The sequence below is a fragment of the Pseudomonas sp. GM33 genome (assembly GCF_000282295.1).
Classification (GTDB): Bacteria; Pseudomonadota; Gammaproteobacteria; order Pseudomonadales; family Pseudomonadaceae; genus Aquipseudomonas; species Aquipseudomonas laurylsulfatiphila.
Genome location: NZ_AKJO01000030.1, coordinates 13,509 through 30,625, shown reverse-complemented (window position 1 = coordinate 30,625; position 17,117 = coordinate 13,509). Strand labels below are relative to the sequence as shown.

General features: G+C 61.3%; 14 protein-coding genes. 4 read left to right on the top strand and 10 right to left on the bottom strand.

Annotated elements, in window-relative coordinates:
• Positions 1 to 33 precede the first annotated feature (33 nt).
• From fis to gcbA, 10 genes are all read right to left on the bottom strand, one after another.
• Positions 34 to 354 carry a DNA-binding transcriptional regulator Fis gene (fis, locus tag PMI26_RS24155; protein ID WP_015093301.1) on the bottom strand — a complete coding sequence of 107 codons (321 nt, stop codon included), beginning with the start codon at positions 352 to 354 and terminating at the stop codon, positions 34 to 36.
• Positions 351 to 1,361, bottom strand: a complete 1,011-nt coding sequence (gene dusB, locus PMI26_RS24160) for a tRNA dihydrouridine synthase DusB (protein WP_007971370.1) — start codon at positions 1,359 to 1,361, stop codon at positions 351 to 353. The genes fis and dusB overlap by 4 nt, the downstream gene beginning before the upstream one ends.
• Positions 1,362 to 1,545: 184 nt before the next feature.
• Complete coding sequence (locus PMI26_RS24165; RefSeq protein ID WP_007971368.1) at positions 1,546 to 2,799, bottom strand: DUF3426 domain-containing protein; 1,254 nt, start codon at positions 2,797 to 2,799, stop codon at positions 1,546 to 1,548.
• Positions 2,800 to 2,829: 30 nt separating this feature from the next.
• Complete coding sequence (gene prmA / locus PMI26_RS24170) at positions 2,830 to 3,708, bottom strand: 50S ribosomal protein L11 methyltransferase (protein ID WP_007971366.1); 879 nt, start codon at positions 3,706 to 3,708, stop codon at positions 2,830 to 2,832.
• Between the two features lie 273 nt (positions 3,709 to 3,981).
• Positions 3,982 to 5,340 carry an acetyl-CoA carboxylase biotin carboxylase subunit gene (accC, locus tag PMI26_RS24175; protein ID WP_007971365.1) on the bottom strand — a complete coding sequence of 453 codons (1,359 nt, stop codon included), beginning with the start codon at positions 5,338 to 5,340 and terminating at the stop codon, positions 3,982 to 3,984.
• A gap of 17 nt (positions 5,341 to 5,357) precedes the next feature.
• Positions 5,358 to 5,822: an acetyl-CoA carboxylase biotin carboxyl carrier protein gene (accB, locus tag PMI26_RS24180; protein ID WP_007971363.1), complete on the bottom strand. Its 465-nt coding sequence runs from the start codon at positions 5,820 to 5,822 to the stop codon at positions 5,358 to 5,360.
• 24 nt (positions 5,823 to 5,846) lie between these two features.
• Positions 5,847 to 6,302 carry a type II 3-dehydroquinate dehydratase gene (gene aroQ, locus PMI26_RS24185; protein WP_007971361.1) on the bottom strand — a complete coding sequence of 152 codons (456 nt, stop codon included), beginning with the start codon at positions 6,300 to 6,302 and terminating at the stop codon, positions 5,847 to 5,849.
• 132 nt (positions 6,303 to 6,434) lie between these two features.
• Positions 6,435 to 8,180 (bottom strand): protein-disulfide reductase DsbD, encoded by a 1,746-nt coding sequence (locus tag PMI26_RS24190; protein ID WP_007971359.1) that lies wholly within the window; start codon positions 8,178 to 8,180, stop codon positions 6,435 to 6,437.
• A gap of 172 nt (positions 8,181 to 8,352) precedes the next feature.
• Positions 8,353 to 9,396: a methyl-accepting chemotaxis protein gene (locus PMI26_RS32220; protein ID WP_371317839.1), complete on the bottom strand. Its 1,044-nt coding sequence runs from the start codon at positions 9,394 to 9,396 to the stop codon at positions 8,353 to 8,355.
• Positions 9,397 to 10,351: 955 nt separating this feature from the next.
• Positions 10,352 to 12,022, bottom strand: a complete 1,671-nt coding sequence (gcbA, locus tag PMI26_RS24200; RefSeq protein WP_007971357.1) for a diguanylate cyclase GcbA — start codon at positions 12,020 to 12,022, stop codon at positions 10,352 to 10,354.
• 485 nt (positions 12,023 to 12,507) lie between these two features.
• Here gcbA and PMI26_RS24205 point away from each other — a divergent pair, with 485 nt between their 5' ends.
• From PMI26_RS24205 to speA, 4 genes are all read left to right on the top strand, one after another.
• The gene (locus PMI26_RS24205; RefSeq protein ID WP_007971356.1) at positions 12,508 to 13,575 is read left to right on the top strand and encodes a DUF2333 family protein; all 1,068 of its coding nucleotides are present in this window, start codon (positions 12,508 to 12,510) and stop codon (positions 13,573 to 13,575) included.
• Positions 13,576 to 13,578: 3 nt separating this feature from the next.
• Complete coding sequence (locus PMI26_RS24210) at positions 13,579 to 14,136, top strand: NUDIX hydrolase (protein WP_007971355.1); 558 nt, start codon at positions 13,579 to 13,581, stop codon at positions 14,134 to 14,136.
• A 303-nt stretch (positions 14,137 to 14,439) separates the two neighbouring features.
• Positions 14,440 to 14,811 carry a translation initiation factor Sui1 gene (locus tag PMI26_RS24215; protein WP_007971354.1) on the top strand — a complete coding sequence of 124 codons (372 nt, stop codon included), beginning with the start codon at positions 14,440 to 14,442 and terminating at the stop codon, positions 14,809 to 14,811.
• A gap of 219 nt (positions 14,812 to 15,030) precedes the next feature.
• The gene (speA, locus tag PMI26_RS24220; protein ID WP_007971353.1) at positions 15,031 to 16,944 is read left to right on the top strand and encodes an arginine decarboxylase; all 1,914 of its coding nucleotides are present in this window, start codon (positions 15,031 to 15,033) and stop codon (positions 16,942 to 16,944) included.
• Positions 16,945 to 17,117 lie beyond the last annotated feature (173 nt).

Sequence of the window (17,117 nt, the reverse complement as noted above, 5' to 3'; positions counted from 1 at the left end):
TTACGCGGGCGCCTTTCTGGTTTGATTGAATGCTTACAGCAAATCGTACTGCTTGAGTTTCTTGCGCAGCGTGCCCCGGTTCAGTCCGAGCATCTCGCTGGCCTTGGTCTGGTTGCCCTTGACGTAGTTCATCACGCACTCGAGCAGGGGAGCCTCGACTTCGGAGAGCACCAGGTTGTACACATCAGTGACGGCAGCGCCCTCAAGGTGGGCGAAATAATTGTGCAGCGCCTTCTCGACACTCCCGCGAAGGGTCTGGCCCTCTTCGCTCGGTGTATTGAGGTGCTGTTTCAAATTCACGTTGTCGCTCACGGGTGTTGTTCCACTCACTAAAGTCTCGGTCATCATCGTCATGCGGCCACCCACTCTCCGTCCCCTGTCAGGCTCTTGTAACGCTCGGCGAAAAACGCCCGAACGTTGGCGCATTGTGTATCCGTACCATCCAAACGATTGAAGTGGGCGCGAAACTCCCTGGCGCCCGGCAGGGTTGCGAGATACCAGCCCACATGCTTTCGAGCAATGCGTACACCCATGACATCGCCATAAAAGGCGTGCAGGGCAGCCAGATGCTCTAGCAGGATGCGTTCCACCTCGATCAGTTCCAGCGCCGGGAGTTTCTCGCCGGTACGCAGGAAATGGTCGATCTCGCGAAAAATCCATGGCCGCCCCTGGGCAGCCCGGCCAATCAACAAACCATCGGCACCGGTCGCGTCGAGCACGTACCGGGCTTTTTCCGGCGAATCGATATCGCCGTTGGCGAAGACCGGAATCGACACTGCCTGCTTGATCGCGGCAATGGTGTCGTACTCGGCTTCACCGGTGTACAGGTCGGCACGGGTGCGGCCATGCACTGCCAGCGCCGTAATGCCAGCCTGCTCGGCGATCTTCGCCACCGTCAGGCCGTTCTTGTTGTCCCGGTCCCAGCCGGTCCGGATCTTCAGGGTAACCGGCACATCGACCGCAGCCACGACGGCCTGCAGGATCTCGGTTACCAGGGTTTCATCCTTCAACAGTGCGGAACCGGCAGCCTTGTTGCAGACTTTCTTGGCCGGGCAGCCCATGTTGATATCAATAATCTGCGCGCCCATTTCAACGTTGGCACGGGCAGCATCCGCCAGCATCTGTGCGTCCCCACCGGCGATCTGTACCGAGCGTGGCTCGGGATCACCTGTATGGATCATGCGCATGCGCGACTTGCGGGTGTTCCACAGACTCATGTCGCTGGTGACCATTTCCGAGACGACCAGTCCCGCGCCCAAGCGCTTGCACAGCTGACGAAAGGGCTGGTCGGTGACACCCGCCATGGGGGCGAGAATCAAGCTGTTATGTAATGTGTATGGGCCGATGCGTACCGCCGACATAGGACTTCCCTGTTGTGGGGCCGGATCATGAGAGTTCGAAAAAGGGTTGGCATGATACCCGCTCTCGATGACTGGATAAAGGCTGAATTGAACAAAATCTGAACAGTTATTCTGTTATTACCCGTGGTTTGGTTGGCCAGGGGGAGTCAGAAAGCCGACTTCAATCGGGGAACGATGAAGCGTTTCACTCCGGAGAGTGGAAGCTCAGACTGTAGTTCACGGCCTTGGCGCCGGGGTCGAGAATGTCCAGGGCGATGTGGATCGGCGTCTGCGGAGGCATTTCCGCCATGCCTTCGAGATCGCCATTGAGGTACTCGCCGGGTTTGAAGCGGCGACTGGCGATCAGATGGCCATTGAGGTCGGCGAAGCGCAATTCCAGCAGCGGGAAGGGCTGGGAAAAGGGTGCGCGGTTATAGATGATCGCATCGACCACCAGCGCGCCATTGAATTCGGGATGGCTGCGCACCACCAGGTTACTGCTTTTGATTTTTGCAATGTCGACCTTGGAGGGCACGGTGCAGCCGATTTGCGGGCACAGTTGCTGGAACCAGGGGCGATATTGATCCTGTCGCGCCAGTTCGTCGAAATGGTAGGCGATGTACTGGCCGGCGAGCGCGCCAGCGGCGATCAGCACCAGCAGCAACCACAACAGCCGTCGGCCCCAGGGCGAGCGGCGTTTTTGCCAGTCCAGTTGCAGCGGGTCGTCGGTCAGGTCTTGCAGCACTTCGGCACGCGGGCCCGTCTCGCTGCGTTCGCGGCGCTTGCGCAGCGGTTCGATCGAGGGCAGGTTGTCGTCGATTGCGTTCTCGTCGGCGGCCGACAGGCGTTCGTGGTGCAGCGGCGCATCGAGTGGGTCGTGCAAGCGCAATTGGGGTGGCTGCAGTTCGTCGTCGAGATCGACCGGTTCCAGGGTCAGCGAAGGTTCGGTGCGCGAGGCTTTGCCCGGTTCGATCGTCGGCTCTGGCGTTTCTAGTTGGTCGAACGGTTCGTCGACTTGCGCACGATCGGCCGCCGACTCACTGAACAGGCTGTCGGACCACGGCTCCTCGTCATCCTGCCCGGTGCTGTCGCGACGGGCGCTCAGCGAGTCGTCGCGATGGCGGCCGAGCTCGGTGGCGGGCTGGATTTCCCGCTGTTCGAGCCGGGCGAGTTCTTCGTCGAGGTCGAGACTGTCCAGGTCCAGTTCGGTCGCGCTCCATTGCTTTTGGCTGATGGCGCGCGGTGCCGATGCCTCAAGCGGTTCGGCAGGCTGCACAGGCGGTAGCGGCGCCGCTACCGGTGGTTCCTTGCCGGCCTGCTCAAGCAACTGCCTGGCGGCATTGAACACCTGCAGGCAGGAGCCGCAGCGAACCACGCCGCGAGCCACGCTCAATTGGGCATGGCTGACGCGGAAGCTGGTTTGGCAATGCGGGCACTGAGTGACGAAGCTATCGGTCATGCGGCGTTCCGGATTATGCAGGCGGCCATTCTAGCGCCGACGGCCAGTGATGCGCACCCAACCATCGCGATTGGCGATCGGATCCAGATCGAAGTCCTTGGCGTAGGCGGCAGCGACCTCGTCACCCTGTTCGGCGAGGATGCCCGACAGCGCCAGGCGACCGCCCGACTTGACCAGGCCGGACAGCTGCGGCGCCAGGGAAACCAGCGGGCCGGCGAGAATGTTTGCCACCAGCACGTCGGCCTGCACCTGCGGCAGGTCTTGCGGCAGGTACAGCGGGAACAGGTGATCGGCGATGTTGTTGCGCCCGGCGTTGTCGCGGGAGGCTTCCAGCGCCTGCACGTCGATGTCGGTGCCCACGGCTTCCCTGGCGCCCAGCAACAGCGCGGCGATCGCCAGGATCCCCGAACCGCAGCCGAAGTCCAGCACGTTGCAGTCCTTCAGGTCCTGGCCGTCGAGCCATTCCAGGCACAGTGCGGTGGTCGGGTGGGTGCCGGTGCCGAACGCCAGGCCCGGATCAAGCAACAGGTTCACTGCGTCAGGTTCCGGCGCGGCGTGCCAGCTCGGCACGATCCACAAGCGCTGGCCGAAACGCATCGGCTGGAATCCGTCCATCCAGCTGCGTTCCCAATCCTGGTCTTCGATGACTTCGCTGTGGTGTTCAGGCAGCGGGCTGCCGGTCAGCAGCTCCAGGTGGGCCAGTACCGGGCCGGGCTCGGTGCCACCTTCGAACAGGGCCAGCAGGTGCGTGTGCGACCACAGCGGAGTGGTATTGAGTTCCGGCTCGAAGATCGGCTGGTCTTCGGCGTCCATGAAGGTCACCGACACGGCGCCCACTTCAAGGAAAGCGTCTTCATAGGTTTCGGCTTGTTCTGGGCTGATGGCGAGACGTACTTGCAGCCAAGGCATGGCGGGCACCTTTGAAAAATGTTGATTGCAGCCTGGCGGGCTGCGAGAAGGACGCAAGTTTACGCGAGAGTGGGGGTTTTGTGGGAGTCCGCTGTGCCTGTGGGAGCGGGCTTGCTCGCGAATCCGTACTGTCTGTCGCATTGATGTCGGATGTGCCGACGTCTTCGCGGGCAAGCCCGCTCCCACAGGGATTGTGCAAGGCCACCTATCTGATGACATGCCCAGATACAACAAAGCCGCCCGAAGGCGGCTTTGTCGTGTGCCAGCTAAAGCTTAGTGCTTCTCGCCAGCCAGCTTGTGCTCGAGGTAGTGAATGTTCACGCCCCCTTTGCAAAAGCCTTCATCGCGGGTCAGGTCGCGGTGCAGCGGGATGTTGGTCTTGATCCCGTCAACCACGATCTCGTCCAGCGCATTGCGCATGCGCGCCATGGCTTCGTCACGGGTTGCGCCGTAGGTGATCAGCTTGCCGATCAACGAATCGTAGTTCGGCGGAACGGCATAACCACTGTACAGGTGCGAGTCGACGCGAACGCCGTTGCCGCCTGGAGCGTGGAAATGCTTGACCGTGCCAGGGCTCGGCATGAAGGTTTTCGGGTCTTCGGCGTTGATCCGGCATTCCAGCGCGTGACCGCGGATGACCACGTCATCCTGGGTGAACGACAGCTTGTTGCCGGCGGCGATGCTCAGCATCTCCTTGACGATGTCGATGCCGGTGACCATTTCCGAAACCGGGTGCTCTACCTGGACACGAGTGTTCATCTCGATGAAGTAGAAACGACCGTTTTCGTACAGGAACTCGAAAGTGCCCGCGCCACGGTAACCGATGTCGATGCACGCCTTGACGCAGCGAGCCAGAACTTCCTGGCGGGCCTGTTCGTCGATGCCCGGTGCCGGCGCTTCTTCAAGAACCTTCTGGTGACGGCGTTGCAGCGAGCAATCGCGGTCGCCCAGATGGATAGCCTGGCCCTGGCCGTCGGAAAGAACCTGGACTTCCACGTGGCGTGGGTTGGTCAGGAATTTTTCCAGATAGACCATCGGGTTGCCGAACGCCGCGCCTGCCTCGGAGCGGGTCAGTTTCGCCGAGGAAATCAGGTCTTCTTCCTTGTGCACAACGCGCATGCCGCGACCACCACCGCCGCCAGCGGCCTTGATGATCACCGGGTAACCCACTTCGCGGCCAATGCGCAGAGCGGTTTCTTCGTCTTCCGGCAGCGGGCCGTCAGAACCCGGAACGGTCGGTACGCCAGCTGCGATCATGGCGTGCTTGGCCGATACCTTGTCGCCCATCAGGCGAATGGTTTCGGCTTTCGGGCCAATGAACGCAAAGCCGGAATTCTCGACCTGCTCGGCGAAGTCGGCGTTTTCCGCAAGGAAGCCGTAGCCCGGGTGAATGGCGGTGGCGCCCGTCACTTCGGCTGCGGCAATGATTGCCGGAATGTGCAGGTAGGAGTGGGCGGCCGATGCCGGTCCGATGCAGACGGATTCGTCTGCCAGGCCCAGGTGCATCAGTTCCTTGTCAGCCTTGGAGTAAACGGCGACGGTCTTGATGCCCATCTCTTTGCAGGCGCGCAGGATCCGCAGGGCGATCTCACCGCGGTTGGCGATCAGAACTTTTTCCAACTTCGCAGTCATCAAAGGCTCTCCGCGGTTCAAACGATGGTGAACAGCGGTTGGTCGTACTCAACCGGCTGGCCGTCTTCGACGAGGATGGATTCGATCACACCGCTGGTTTCAGCTTCGATGTGGTTCATCATCTTCATGGCTTCAACGATGCACAGGGTGTCGCCTTTCTTCACGGTCTGGCCGACTTCAACGAAGGACGGCGAGGTTGGCGAAGATTTGCGGTAGAACGTACCGACCATCGGCGAACGGGCAACGGTGCCGTTCAGCGCTGGTGCGGCGGCGGCAGCAGGTGCGGCAGCGGCAGCCGGAGCGGCGGCAGCGACAGGCGCGGCAGCCGGAGCAGGCATTGGAGCCGGGGCGTAGTACTGCTGAGCCGGGGTCTTGCTATGACGGCTGATGCGTACGGACTCTTCGCCTTCCTTGATCTCGAGCTCGTCGATGCCGGACTCTTCCAGCAATTCGATCAGTTTCTTAACTTTACGGATATCCATGAATCATCAACTCCCAAGGGTCGGTCAGGGGCGGTTAACTTGTTGTTCAAGCTGTTCCAGGGCGGCCTCCAGGGCCAGTCGGTAACCGCTGGCGCCAAGGCCGCAGATCACTCCCACCGCTACGTCGGAGAAGTAAGAGTGATGGCGGAAAGGTTCGCGTTTGTGCACGTTGGACAAATGCACTTCGATGAATGGGATGCTCACCGCCAGCAGCGCGTCACGTAATGCGACACTTGTATGTGTAAAAGCTGCCGGGTTAATCAAAATGAAGTCCACGCCTTCGCTGCGGGCAGCGTGAATACGGTCGATCAATTCGTACTCGGCATTGCTTTGCAGGTGCAGCAGGTGGTGACCGGCTTCGCGGGCACGGCGTTCCAGGTCCTGGTTGATCTGCGCCAGCGTCGTGGCGCCGTAGGTGCCCGGTTCACGAGTGCCGAGCAAGTTCAGGTTGGGTCCGTGCAGAACCAGTAGGGTCGCCATCGGCTGTTCCTTTATTTTCCGTGAGCAATTGTCAGAACCCGGCGACTATGCCGCAAAGCCTTTGTGACTGTCCAGTTCTCTGCAATAGGCAGCACGATGACCGATGTTTGCGCGAAATATATGACTGCTTGATTAAATGTGGTCATTCGCCCTGGCAACACGTTCGGCGAAGTCTTTGGCGTTGATCTCGCCGATCACCCGCACATCGGCGCGTTCGACACCGTCCTTGCCGAAAAACATCAGGGCCGGAGGGCCGAACAACTGGTAACGGTCGAGCAGGGCGCGTTGCTCGGCGTTGCTGGCGGTGATGTCGAAGCGGATCAGGCGGTAACCCTTGAGGCGTTCGATGACGACAGGGTCGTCCAGCACCTCACGCTCGATGACTTTGCAACTGATGCACCAGTCGGCATACCAGTCGAGCAGCAGCGGTGTGCCGGAGGAGCGTGCGTCGGCGAGTGCGCGTTCCAGATCGGCCGGCGTGCTGACGGTTTGCCAGGCGCTGGAGATTTGCTCCTGGCCGCGGTTGTCGACGATGCGAGGCTGGCCTATCGGGTTGAACGGGTCGGTCTGGCCGCTGAACGCGCCGTACCAGCAGGCCAGCGCGTAAAACACCAGGAACATGCCGAGCAACTGTCCGAGGCGTTTGCGTGGTGGTTTATAGACGAATTCCAGCGCCCCCATGAAGAGGCCGACGCCGCCGGCCAGCAAGCCGATCAGCAGCAAGGTGACCTGACCCGGCAGGACGCGACTGAGCAGGCCGACGGCCAGGCCGAGCAACAACACGCCAATTGCGTTTTTCACGTAGACCAGCCACGGACCGCTTTTTGGCAACCAGGCTGCGCCACCGGTGGCCACCAGCAACAGCGGTGCCCCCATGCCGAGGCCGAGCATGAACAGTTTCAGGCCGCCGCCCAGCGCATCGCCACTGGCGCTGATGTACAGCAACGCGCCGGCCAGTGGTGCCGAAACACAGGGTGAAACCAGCAAGCTGGAGACCACGCCCAACACCGCGGCGCCCCACAGTGATCCGCCTTCGGTGCGGCCGGCGATGCGGTCCAGGCGACTGCTGATGGCGTGCGGCAGTTTCAGTTCGAAGACACCGAACATCGCCAGCGCGAACAGCGCAAAAAACATCGCAAAAGGCACCAGCACCCAGGCCGACTGCAGTCGCGCCTGCAGATTGAGCTGGGCACCGAACAGGCCCATCAGCGCACCGAGCAGGGCAAAGCACGCGGCCATCGGCAGCACATAGGCCAGTGACAGGTTGAAGCCGCGCCAGCCGCCGACCTGGCCGCGCAGCACCACCCCGGAGAGGATCGGCAGCATGGGCAGCACGCAAGGTGTGAAGGTCAGGCCCAGGCCCGCGAGGAAAAACAAGGCCAGTTCGCGCCAGCTCCATTGAGATGCCGTCGTCGCCTCGCCGCTGCCGTCGATGCTCAGGCGTTCGGTCTCCGGCGGATAGCACAGGCCTTTATCGGCACAACCCTGATAGGTCACGGCCAGGGTGAAGGCCCGCTGATCGGTGCGCGGTAGTTCGACGTCGAGAATGCCGTGGTAGACCTCGACGTCGCCGAAGTATTCATCGTGCTTTTTCTGGCCATCGGGCAGTTTCGCCGCGCCGAGCACGACGTCGGCCGGATCGGCGCGAAACTGGAAGCGGTGACGGTAGAGGTAATAGCCTTCAGTGGCGACGAAACGCAGCTTGATCGATTGCGGCGTGCTTTCTACCAGGCTCAACTGGAAGGCTTCGCGCACGGGCAGGAAGTCGGCGCTGTTGTTGATCGAGCCCAGGGTCGAGCTGGGACGATTTTCCAGCAAGCCGGTGGCGCTGGCCGGCAGGGCGAATACTAAAAGCAGCAGGCAGAGCAAACGGCGCATGACGATCTCGCGTATCGGAATTGGGGGGATGATAGCGGACAGCGGCGGGGTGTGCAGGCTGGGAATCTGTGGTGATTGATCTGGCGCCTTCGCGAGCAAGCCCGCTCCCACAGGGGATTGGCGTCGTGCACAAATCAGATGTGGGAGCGGGCTTGCTCGCGAAGGCGGTCTGTCAGACGCGGAAGGCCTGAACGGCTGTATGCAATCGCCCACCCAGCACCAGCAAATTTTCCCCTTGCTCACGCCCTTCGCCAATGCGCAGCAAGTTATCCCCACCCAACTGATGAATCCGCTCGCTGTGATCACGAATCTCGCTGACCGCGCCGCTTTGCTGGGCGGTGACATCGGCGATGCGCACCGCCGTGTCGGAAATGGTCTGGATCGCCCCGACGATTTTATCCAGCGCGCCATCGGCGGCCTGGGCCTGGCTGGCCGTGGCTTCGGCATGTTCGACCTGGGCACGCATGCCTTCCACCGACTGCCGCGCGGCGGTTTGCAGCCCGGCGATCAGCGTCTGGATTTCTGCCGTGGCCCCGGCGGTACGTTGCGCCAGTGAGCGCACCTCTTCGGCCACCACGGCAAAGCCGCGGCCCATTTCCCCGGCCCGGGCCGCCTCGATGGCGGCGTTCAAGGCCAGCAGGTTGGTCTGGTCGGCGATCGAGCGGATCACCGTCAACACGCCGCCGATGGTGGCCGACTCCTCGGCCAGGTGTTCGATCATTTGCGCATTGCCTTGCACTTCATCCACCAACGCGTGCAGGCCGGTGAGGCTCAGGCCGATGACTTTCTGTCCGTGCTCCACGGCCAGGCCGGCGTGGCGGCTGGCGTCGGCAGCCTGGCTGGCATCGCCGGCGACTTGCTGAATGGTCGCTTCCAGCTCGCTGAGGGAGTCGCGGATCAGCGCCGTATCGCCGGCCTGATGTTGCGCACCGTCATGCAAATCGTTGCTCAGGTCGGCCAGAGTGCGGCTGCTGCCGGCCACTTGCTCGGCATTGAGGCGAATGGTTCCCACCAGGTCCACCAGATAAGCGCGCAGGCGGTTGAGCGAGGCTTCAATGTCATGCAGTTCGCGGTTGGTGTTGCCCAGTTGAATGTCGCGGCTGAAGTCACCTTCGGCCCAGGTCGACAGGGCCGGGGCGAGGTTGGTCAGGGTCCGGGCCAGTTTGCGCTGCAGGGTGTCGATCAGCAGCGCGATCAACAGGATCAAGCCGATCATCACGCCTTGCATCAGCCGTACTTCACCCTGGATCTGCCCGTGCTGGGCGCGTACCACCGGCTCCAGCCCGGCAATGGCCTGTTGCACGTCGGCGATTTTCAGGTGAGTCGCGGTGCTCAGGTCAGCGCGTTTGCCGATTTGATCGCGGGTGCGTGCGAGCTCGGCCGGGTAGCGGGTAAGCAGGCTGTTGAGTTCACGCTTGAGGCCGACGCCGGCATCTTCGGCGACGGTTGTTTCCTTGTTCTCAAGGCCCATCATCGCGGCGAAATCATCGGTGTTCGATTCGCTGCTGGAGGTCACGCCCAGCAAGGGCAGGGCATCGAGTTTCTCTGCCTGGGTGCGGATGTTGGTCACTTCGCGTTCGACGTCGGCGGCCAGCTCGCTGCGGCCGCTGCTGACCAGCTTTTCCCGCGCCAGGGACAATTTGCCCAAGTGCTGCGATGCGATGAGCAGCGGCGTCAGATAGGCGGCATTGCCACTGGCGTACTGGCTGAGCTGATCGAGACTGGCACCCAGTTCCCGTTCGGCCTGCAGCAGCAGGGCCTGCGGATCGCCGGCCAGTTTGCCGGCGGCCAGCAGGTCGGTTTTGCTGAACTCTTCAAGGGTCGACAGGCTCGGGCGCAAAGTCTCGGCCAGGGCGGGTGGCAATTCGCCGAGTTGTTTTTGCAGGCTGTCGATGCCTTGGGCGGCACTGCTCAGGCGCAGGGCATCGCCGCTGCCAAGATAGTCCTCGACGCTGCGGGCGACTTCATGCTGAAACTGCTGCGACAGGCCCAGGTAGCGCTCCATTAATAGATACGGACGCTCAAGGGCTTTTTGCGACCACCACAGCGTGGCGCCGAGGGCCACGCACACGGCCACCAAAAGGAGGGTATTGAGATTGGTCAGCAGCTTCAGGCGCATTAAGGACTACCAACGGCAGAAATGGTAAGCGCCTGAAGTTATTGCGCTTCTGTTACAGGGTTATGACTGTATCGGTCGATTCCGATGAAAAAGTGGCACTTTGCTTTGATGTGCGAGCGGTCTGTACGCGATTGCGTCCGCCGCCCTTGGCACGGTACAGCGCTTCGTCTGCCAGGCTGGCCATCATCAGGCTGTCGGAGCTTTCGCAGAACTCCACCACCCCGGCACTGAAGGTGCACCACAGGTCCTGGGGTTGGGCTGGGTAATGAATCTCGGCAAAACGCTGGCGGATTTCATCGAGCACGTTGTAGGCCGCTTCGATATCGGTGTCCGGCATGACGATGGCGAACTCTTCGCCACCGTAGCGGCCGATGAAGTCGGTTTTGCGCAGGCGTTGCTTGAGAAACAGCGCCAGGCTCTTGATCACCCGGTCGCCCATGGGGTGGCCGTGGCTGTCGTTGACCCGTTTGAAGTGGTCGATGTCGAGCATGGCAAAGCTCAGCGGCTTGTTCTCGCGGCGGGCACGGAACGAGCAGTCTTCAAGCAATTGCAGGATGTGCGTGTGGTTGTACAGGCCGGTGAGGCTGTCGCGGACCATCCGTGCCTTGAGATTGCGGGCCCTTGCTGCACGGTTGCGCACAGTGGTGATCAGGTGCCGGGGCTTGATCGGTTTGGTCAGGAAGTCATCGCCGCCCTCGCTCATGGCGTCGAGTTGCTTGTCCAGGTCGTCTTCGGCCGACAGGTAAATGATCGGCACGCTGACATAACGGTCGTTGTGACGGATCACCTTGGCCAGTTCCGTACCGGTGCAGGCCGGCATGTACATGTCGAGGATGATCAGGTCCGGCTGGAAGTCCGCCAGTTCGGCCATGGCCTGGATCGGCTCGATCAACGTCCGGGTGACGATCCCGGCACTGTTGAGCAGGCGCTCGGTGTGCAGGGCCTGGGCGCGGGAGTCGTCGATGATCAGCACTTTATAAGGTTCGTACTGGGCGACGCAGGTCAGGACTTCGATTTTCTCCAGCAGGCTCGACGCTTCGAGGGTGCCGGTGAGGAATTCCTGGCCGCCGGCGCGCACGGCGGCGAGGCGGGTCGGTGTGTCGGTTTCGTGCAGGCTGAAGAACAGCAGCGGCAGGCGATGGTCCAGGCCTTCCTGGGCTTCGGCGGCCAGCTTCAGGCCGACACCGGGGCCGCTGAAGTCCACGTCCATGACAATCGCCGCTGGCAGGCGCTCGACCATCGACGAGCGAAACGCGTCTACGCTGTCCAGCGACTGGGCGCTGAGCCCGAAGAATTCCAGTTGTTTGGCCAGGCGCTCGGCGCGGTCGTGATCCTGCAGCATCACATAGATGGGCTTGCGCAGCGGCGGCAGGAAGGTTTGATCGAGTTGGTCGCCATGGCGCAGGCCGGTGCGTGACAGGCGCTGCATCAAGCGATTGAGGTCGGTGATCAGGCCACTGCTCAGGCGTCCGCGGTTGGCGTCGACCGCCTCCAGGGATTGACCGATATGACGTGCCAGTTGCGTGTGTTCCGGTTGCTCGAAGCGCTCGGCGAAACGCAGCAGGCGCAGATTGGCCTCGCTCAGTTCCGACAGGTCGGCGGTGGACCACTCACTGCGTTGCAGGCGCTGCCATATCTCAAGAATCTGACGAGCCTGATGAATTACCCGCTGGGCAAAGTGGTGCTTGAGGCGCTCGCGGCTCGGGTCTTCTGGCTCGGTCATATCCTGACTACTAGTTAGGGTGCACACTGAGGTCGACTGGTGGCTCTATGCTAGCATCACTTTCCCATTACACGAGTGCTGTACGTCAATAATCTGCAATGCGACCTTATTCAGTTTGTGACCGGGTAGTCTGGTTCGGGCCTTTAAAGTCGCGGTGTGTGGGGGTGAAGTGCTTTATTCAGGGCACTTGGTGGGCGCGGGCCGGCAATTGGCGCGTGACTGATAGTTGATCATTCATGATCTTTGGCCCGTGCTGATCTGGCTGTTTTCTTTGGCTTCAGGGGATCAGGGATTCCCTTAGAGAGGGCAATGCAAACCCTCAGGGGATTTCGACGGCCGCCGCGTCGTTGCGTGGGTAGAAACACTTTTCATCCACAAGCCCGGTAATTTCCCCCCATTGATGCAATGGCGGGTGCCGGGCCAAGGCACGTTGTTGTATGGTTGTGGTCGAATCGTTGAACTCAAGAGATTGAAAGGATACCGCCATGCTGGACTGGAAGAACCGCACAGGCAGTGCGCCTGAACGTACCGCTGAACCGAAGTCGGAGGCCCGCAGTTACCTGGGGGGTCTGTTGTTCAGCCGGGCGCTGGCCACTCTGCTGGGCATCTACCTGTTGGTGGCGTGTGTCCTGGGCTGGTACTGGAGCCAGGAGCCGGCGCTCTTCCCGGTCCAGCAAACCGCACAACTGGCGGCCGAGAAAGAAGGCAAGCAGATGGTCGTCGGCTACACCACGGTGGAAACCCTCAAGACCGTCGCCGGCACCTTGCTGACCAAGCCGGGCGGCTATATATCCAACGACCGTTTCCCGCCAGGCCTGTGGATGGACAACATGCCGAGCTGGGAATATGGCGTGCTGGTGCAGGTCCGCGACCTGAGCCGGGCGTTGCGCAAAGACTTCGCCCGTTCGCAGTCGCAGTCCGCCGAAGACGCCGACCTGGCCAAGGCCGAGCCGCGTTTCAACTTCGACAACAAGAGCTGGGTGCTGCCGTCCAGTGAGTCCGAGTACCAGGAAGGCATCAACTCCCTGAGTCGCTATCAGGCGCGCCTGTCCGATCCGAACCAGAAAAGCGCGCTGTTCTATGCCCGTGCCGACAACCTGAACAACTGGCTGGGTGATGTCGGTACCCGCCTGGGTTCGCTGTCGCAACGGCTGTCGGCCAGTGTGGGTCGGGTCAAGCTCAATACCGCATTGAAAACCGAAGTCGTGGCACCGGGCCAAGTGCCGCAGGTCGACGAGGAAATCGTCGAGACGCCGTGGATGCAGATCGACAACGTGTTCTACGAGGCCCGCGGCCAGGCTTGGGCGCTGTCGCACCTGTTGCGCGCCATCGAAGTCGACTTCGCCGATGTGCTGGCCAAGAAAAACGCCACGGTCAGCGTGCGCCAGATCATTCGTGAGCTGGAAGCCTCGCAGGAGCCGGTATGGAGCCCGATGATCCTTAACGGCAGTGGCTTCGGCGTACTGGCCAACCACTCGCTGGTCATGGCCAACTACATTTCCCGGGCCAACGCGGCGGTGATCGATTTGCGTCAACTGCTCAATCAGGGCTGAGTCATGGTCGAAAACACCAGGGAAGCCGCACACCGTGCGGCTTCCGATGCCGAACAGATCGCCTGGGTCGACGAGCAGGACAACCTGCTGGGCGCCCTGGTCCGTTCCGATTTGCGCGAGCGCGGGCTGATCGGGCGCGGTACCTACATCATGTTGTTCAATTCCGCTGGCGAGCTTTGCGTGCATCGCCGCACCCTGAGCAAGGCGATCTATCCCGGTTACTGGGACGTGGCAGCGGGGGGCATGGTGCTCGCCAGTGAAACCTACGCCGAGTCGGCGGCCCGGGAACTGGAAGAAGAACTGGGCGTGAGTGGCGTGGAGCTGACCGCCCATGACCATTTTTTCTTCGAGGACACGGGCAATCGCCTGTGGTGCTCGGCGTTCTCGGCGGTGTGGGACGGCCCGTTGACCCTGCAACCGGAAGAGGTGCTCGAAGCCCGCTTTATCCCCATCGATCAGGTCATGCGGGAGATCGAGCAAAAGCCTTACTGCCCGGACTCTCTGGCGGCGTTGAAGCGCTATCTGAAGGCTCAACAAAGCAACGTCGCAAAACAGCTATAAATTGGCGCCGATTGGCTCTTAGCAATCGGCGTTTTTGCCGTTACACTGCGCGACCTTTTCAAACTGTAACCGGTATTGCTGGTTGTTGCTGTAGGAGCGAGCCTGCTCGCGATGGACGTCAACGATTACGCGGGCATCCAGAATGAACGCGTCGCCTTTGAGTTCATCGCGAGCAAGCTCGCTCCCACAGTGAAGTGAATGTTGTACCGTTTCAGTAGCGCTGCCCCTGCCTGAGTGGGGCTTCGCGGTCGATAGCCTTCCCAAGTGCTGCGACCAGTCTTTGTCCTCCGAAGAGGATTGCCGGTGGCCAAAAAAGCCGCATCCTTCGCCGCCCTGGGCGGCCTGGTATTTTCCACCGACGCAGGTCGTCATTGCCCGGAATGCAGTAAACCGGTGGACGCCTGCATCTGCAAACAGACCGTTATCCCGGCCGGCGACGGCATTGCGCGCGTGCGTCGCGAAAGCAAGGGCCGTGGCGGCAAGACGGTGACCACCATCACCGGCGTGCCGTTGGCTGAAGAGGCGCTCAAGGACCTGGCCACGACGTTGAAGAAGCGTTGCGGTACCGGTGGGGCGTTGAAAGACGGTGTCATCGAAATCCAGGGCGATCATGTCGAGCTACTCTTGGCAGAACTGATCAAGCTCGGTTTCAAGGCGAAGAAGTCCGGCGGCTAGCAGCCTCTGTGAAAACCACCCTCGGCTTGATCCGGTCCTGATGGCATTCAGGTCTGGCGCCGTCCACATGGTTTTCACAGAGCCTGTTCATGACCGGTTTCTAAACTCACTGCGGTCGGCGGGGTCTATTGCCTCGTTGACGAACCGTCATTTTCATTCTTTAGACTGCGCCGGCCTGAATCCAGGCGACGCACTATGACTTCTTTATAGGGGACTTCGATGTCCGTACGACGCACACGCAAAGACGATGGCAGCCAATGGACAGTTGCGGACAGCCGCAGTGTTTACGGGATTCGCCATTGGGGGGCCGGGTATTTCGCGATCAATGACGCCGGTCGCGTCGAAGTTCGTCCGAACGGTCCGAGCAGCTCGCCTATCGACCTGTTCGAGCAAGTCGACCAGCTGCGCAAAAGCGGCCTGTCCTTGCCGTTGCTGGTCCGTTTCCCGGACATTCTGCAAGACCGCGTGCGTCAGCTGACTGGCGCGTTCGATGCCAACATCGAGCGTCTGGAATACCAGAGCAAGTACACCGCGCTGTATCCGATCAAGGTGAACCAGCAGGAAGCGGTGATCGAAAACATCATCGCCACCCAGAACGTTTCCATCGGTCTGGAAGCCGGGTCCAAGCCCGAACTGCTGGCGGTGCTGGCACTGGCGCCGAAGGGCGGCACCATCGTCTGCAACGGTTACAAGGACCGTGAGTTCATCCGCCTGGCGCTGATGGGCCAGAAGCTCGGCCACAACGTGTTCATCGTGATCGAGAAAGAATCCGAAGTCGGCCTGGTGATCGAAGAAGCGACTTCGCTCAAGGTCAAGCCTCAGGTCGGCCTGCGCGTGCGCCTGTCGTCCCTGGCGTCGAGCAAGTGGGCAGACACCGGCGGCGAGAAATCCAAGTTCGGCCTGTCGGCGGCGCAACTGCTGTCGGTGGTCGAGCGTTTCCGCGCGGCCGGCCTGGACCAGGGCATTCGCCTGCTGCACTTCCACATGGGCTCGCAGATCGCCAACCTGGCGGACTACCAGCACGGCTTCAAGGAAGCGATCCGTTACTACGGCGAGTTGCGCAACCTCGGCCTGCCGGTGGACCACATCGATGTCGGTGGCGGCCTGGGCGTGGACTACGACGGCACGCACTCGCGTAACGCCAGTTCGATCAACTACGACATGGACGATTACGCCGGCGTCGTGGTCGGGATGCTCAAGGAGTTCTGCGATGCGCAGAGCCTGCCGCACCCGAACATCTTCTCCGAAAGCGGCCGCTCCCTGACCGCGCACCACGCCATGCTGGTGATTCAGGTGACCGACGTCGAGAAGCACAACGACGACGTGCCACAGATCGAGAACAAGGAAGCACTGCCGGAAACCGTACAGTGGCTGGTGGACCTGCTGGGCCCGACCGATATCGAGATGGTCACCGAAACCTACTGGCGCGCCACGCACTACATGAGTGACGTTGCCTCCCAGTACGCCGACGGCAAGCTGACCCTGGCCGAGAAAGCCCTGGCCGAGCAATGCTACTTCGCGGTGTGCCGTCGCCTGCACAACTCGCTGAAGGCGCGTCAGCGTTCCCACCGTCAGGTGCTGGACGAGCTCAACGACAAACTGGCTGACAAGTACATCTGCAACTTCTCGGTGTTCCAGAGCCTGCCGGACACCTGGGCCATCGACCAGGTCCTGCCGATCATCCCGCTGCACCGCCTCGACGAAGAGCCGCTGCGTCGTGCGGTGCTGCAAGACCTGACCTGTGACTCCGACGGCAAGATCAACCAGTACGTCGACGAGCAGAGCATCGAAACCAGTTTGCCGGTGCACGCGCTGAACGAAGGTGAAGACTACTTGCTGGGTGTGTTCCTGGTCGGTGCCTACCAGGAAATTCTTGGCGACATGCACAACCTGTTCGGTGACACCGACTCGGTGAACATCTACCAGAACGCCGACGGCAGCGTGTACCACGCCGGTATCGAAACCCACGACACCATCGAAGACATGCTGCGTTACGTGCACTTGTCGCCGGAAGAGCTGATGACTCACTACCGCGACAAGTGCGCCAGTGCCCGTATCAGTGCAACCGAGCGCACGCAGTTCCTCGATGCCTTGCGTCTGGGGCTGACCCGTTCGTCTTACCTGTCTTCCTGAGGTAAGCACCACGCTCATCAGGTTGTCTGAAAATTTTCCTTTTGCCTCGGAAATTTCAGATGACCTGGTGCGGCAATTCTCCTATTCCACGGGAAACTCCCTGCCTTTTCGACTACCCAACGCATTTGGTCTTCTTTTCGCGTAGGTTATTTCCTAATTTGTATTTCGGCACT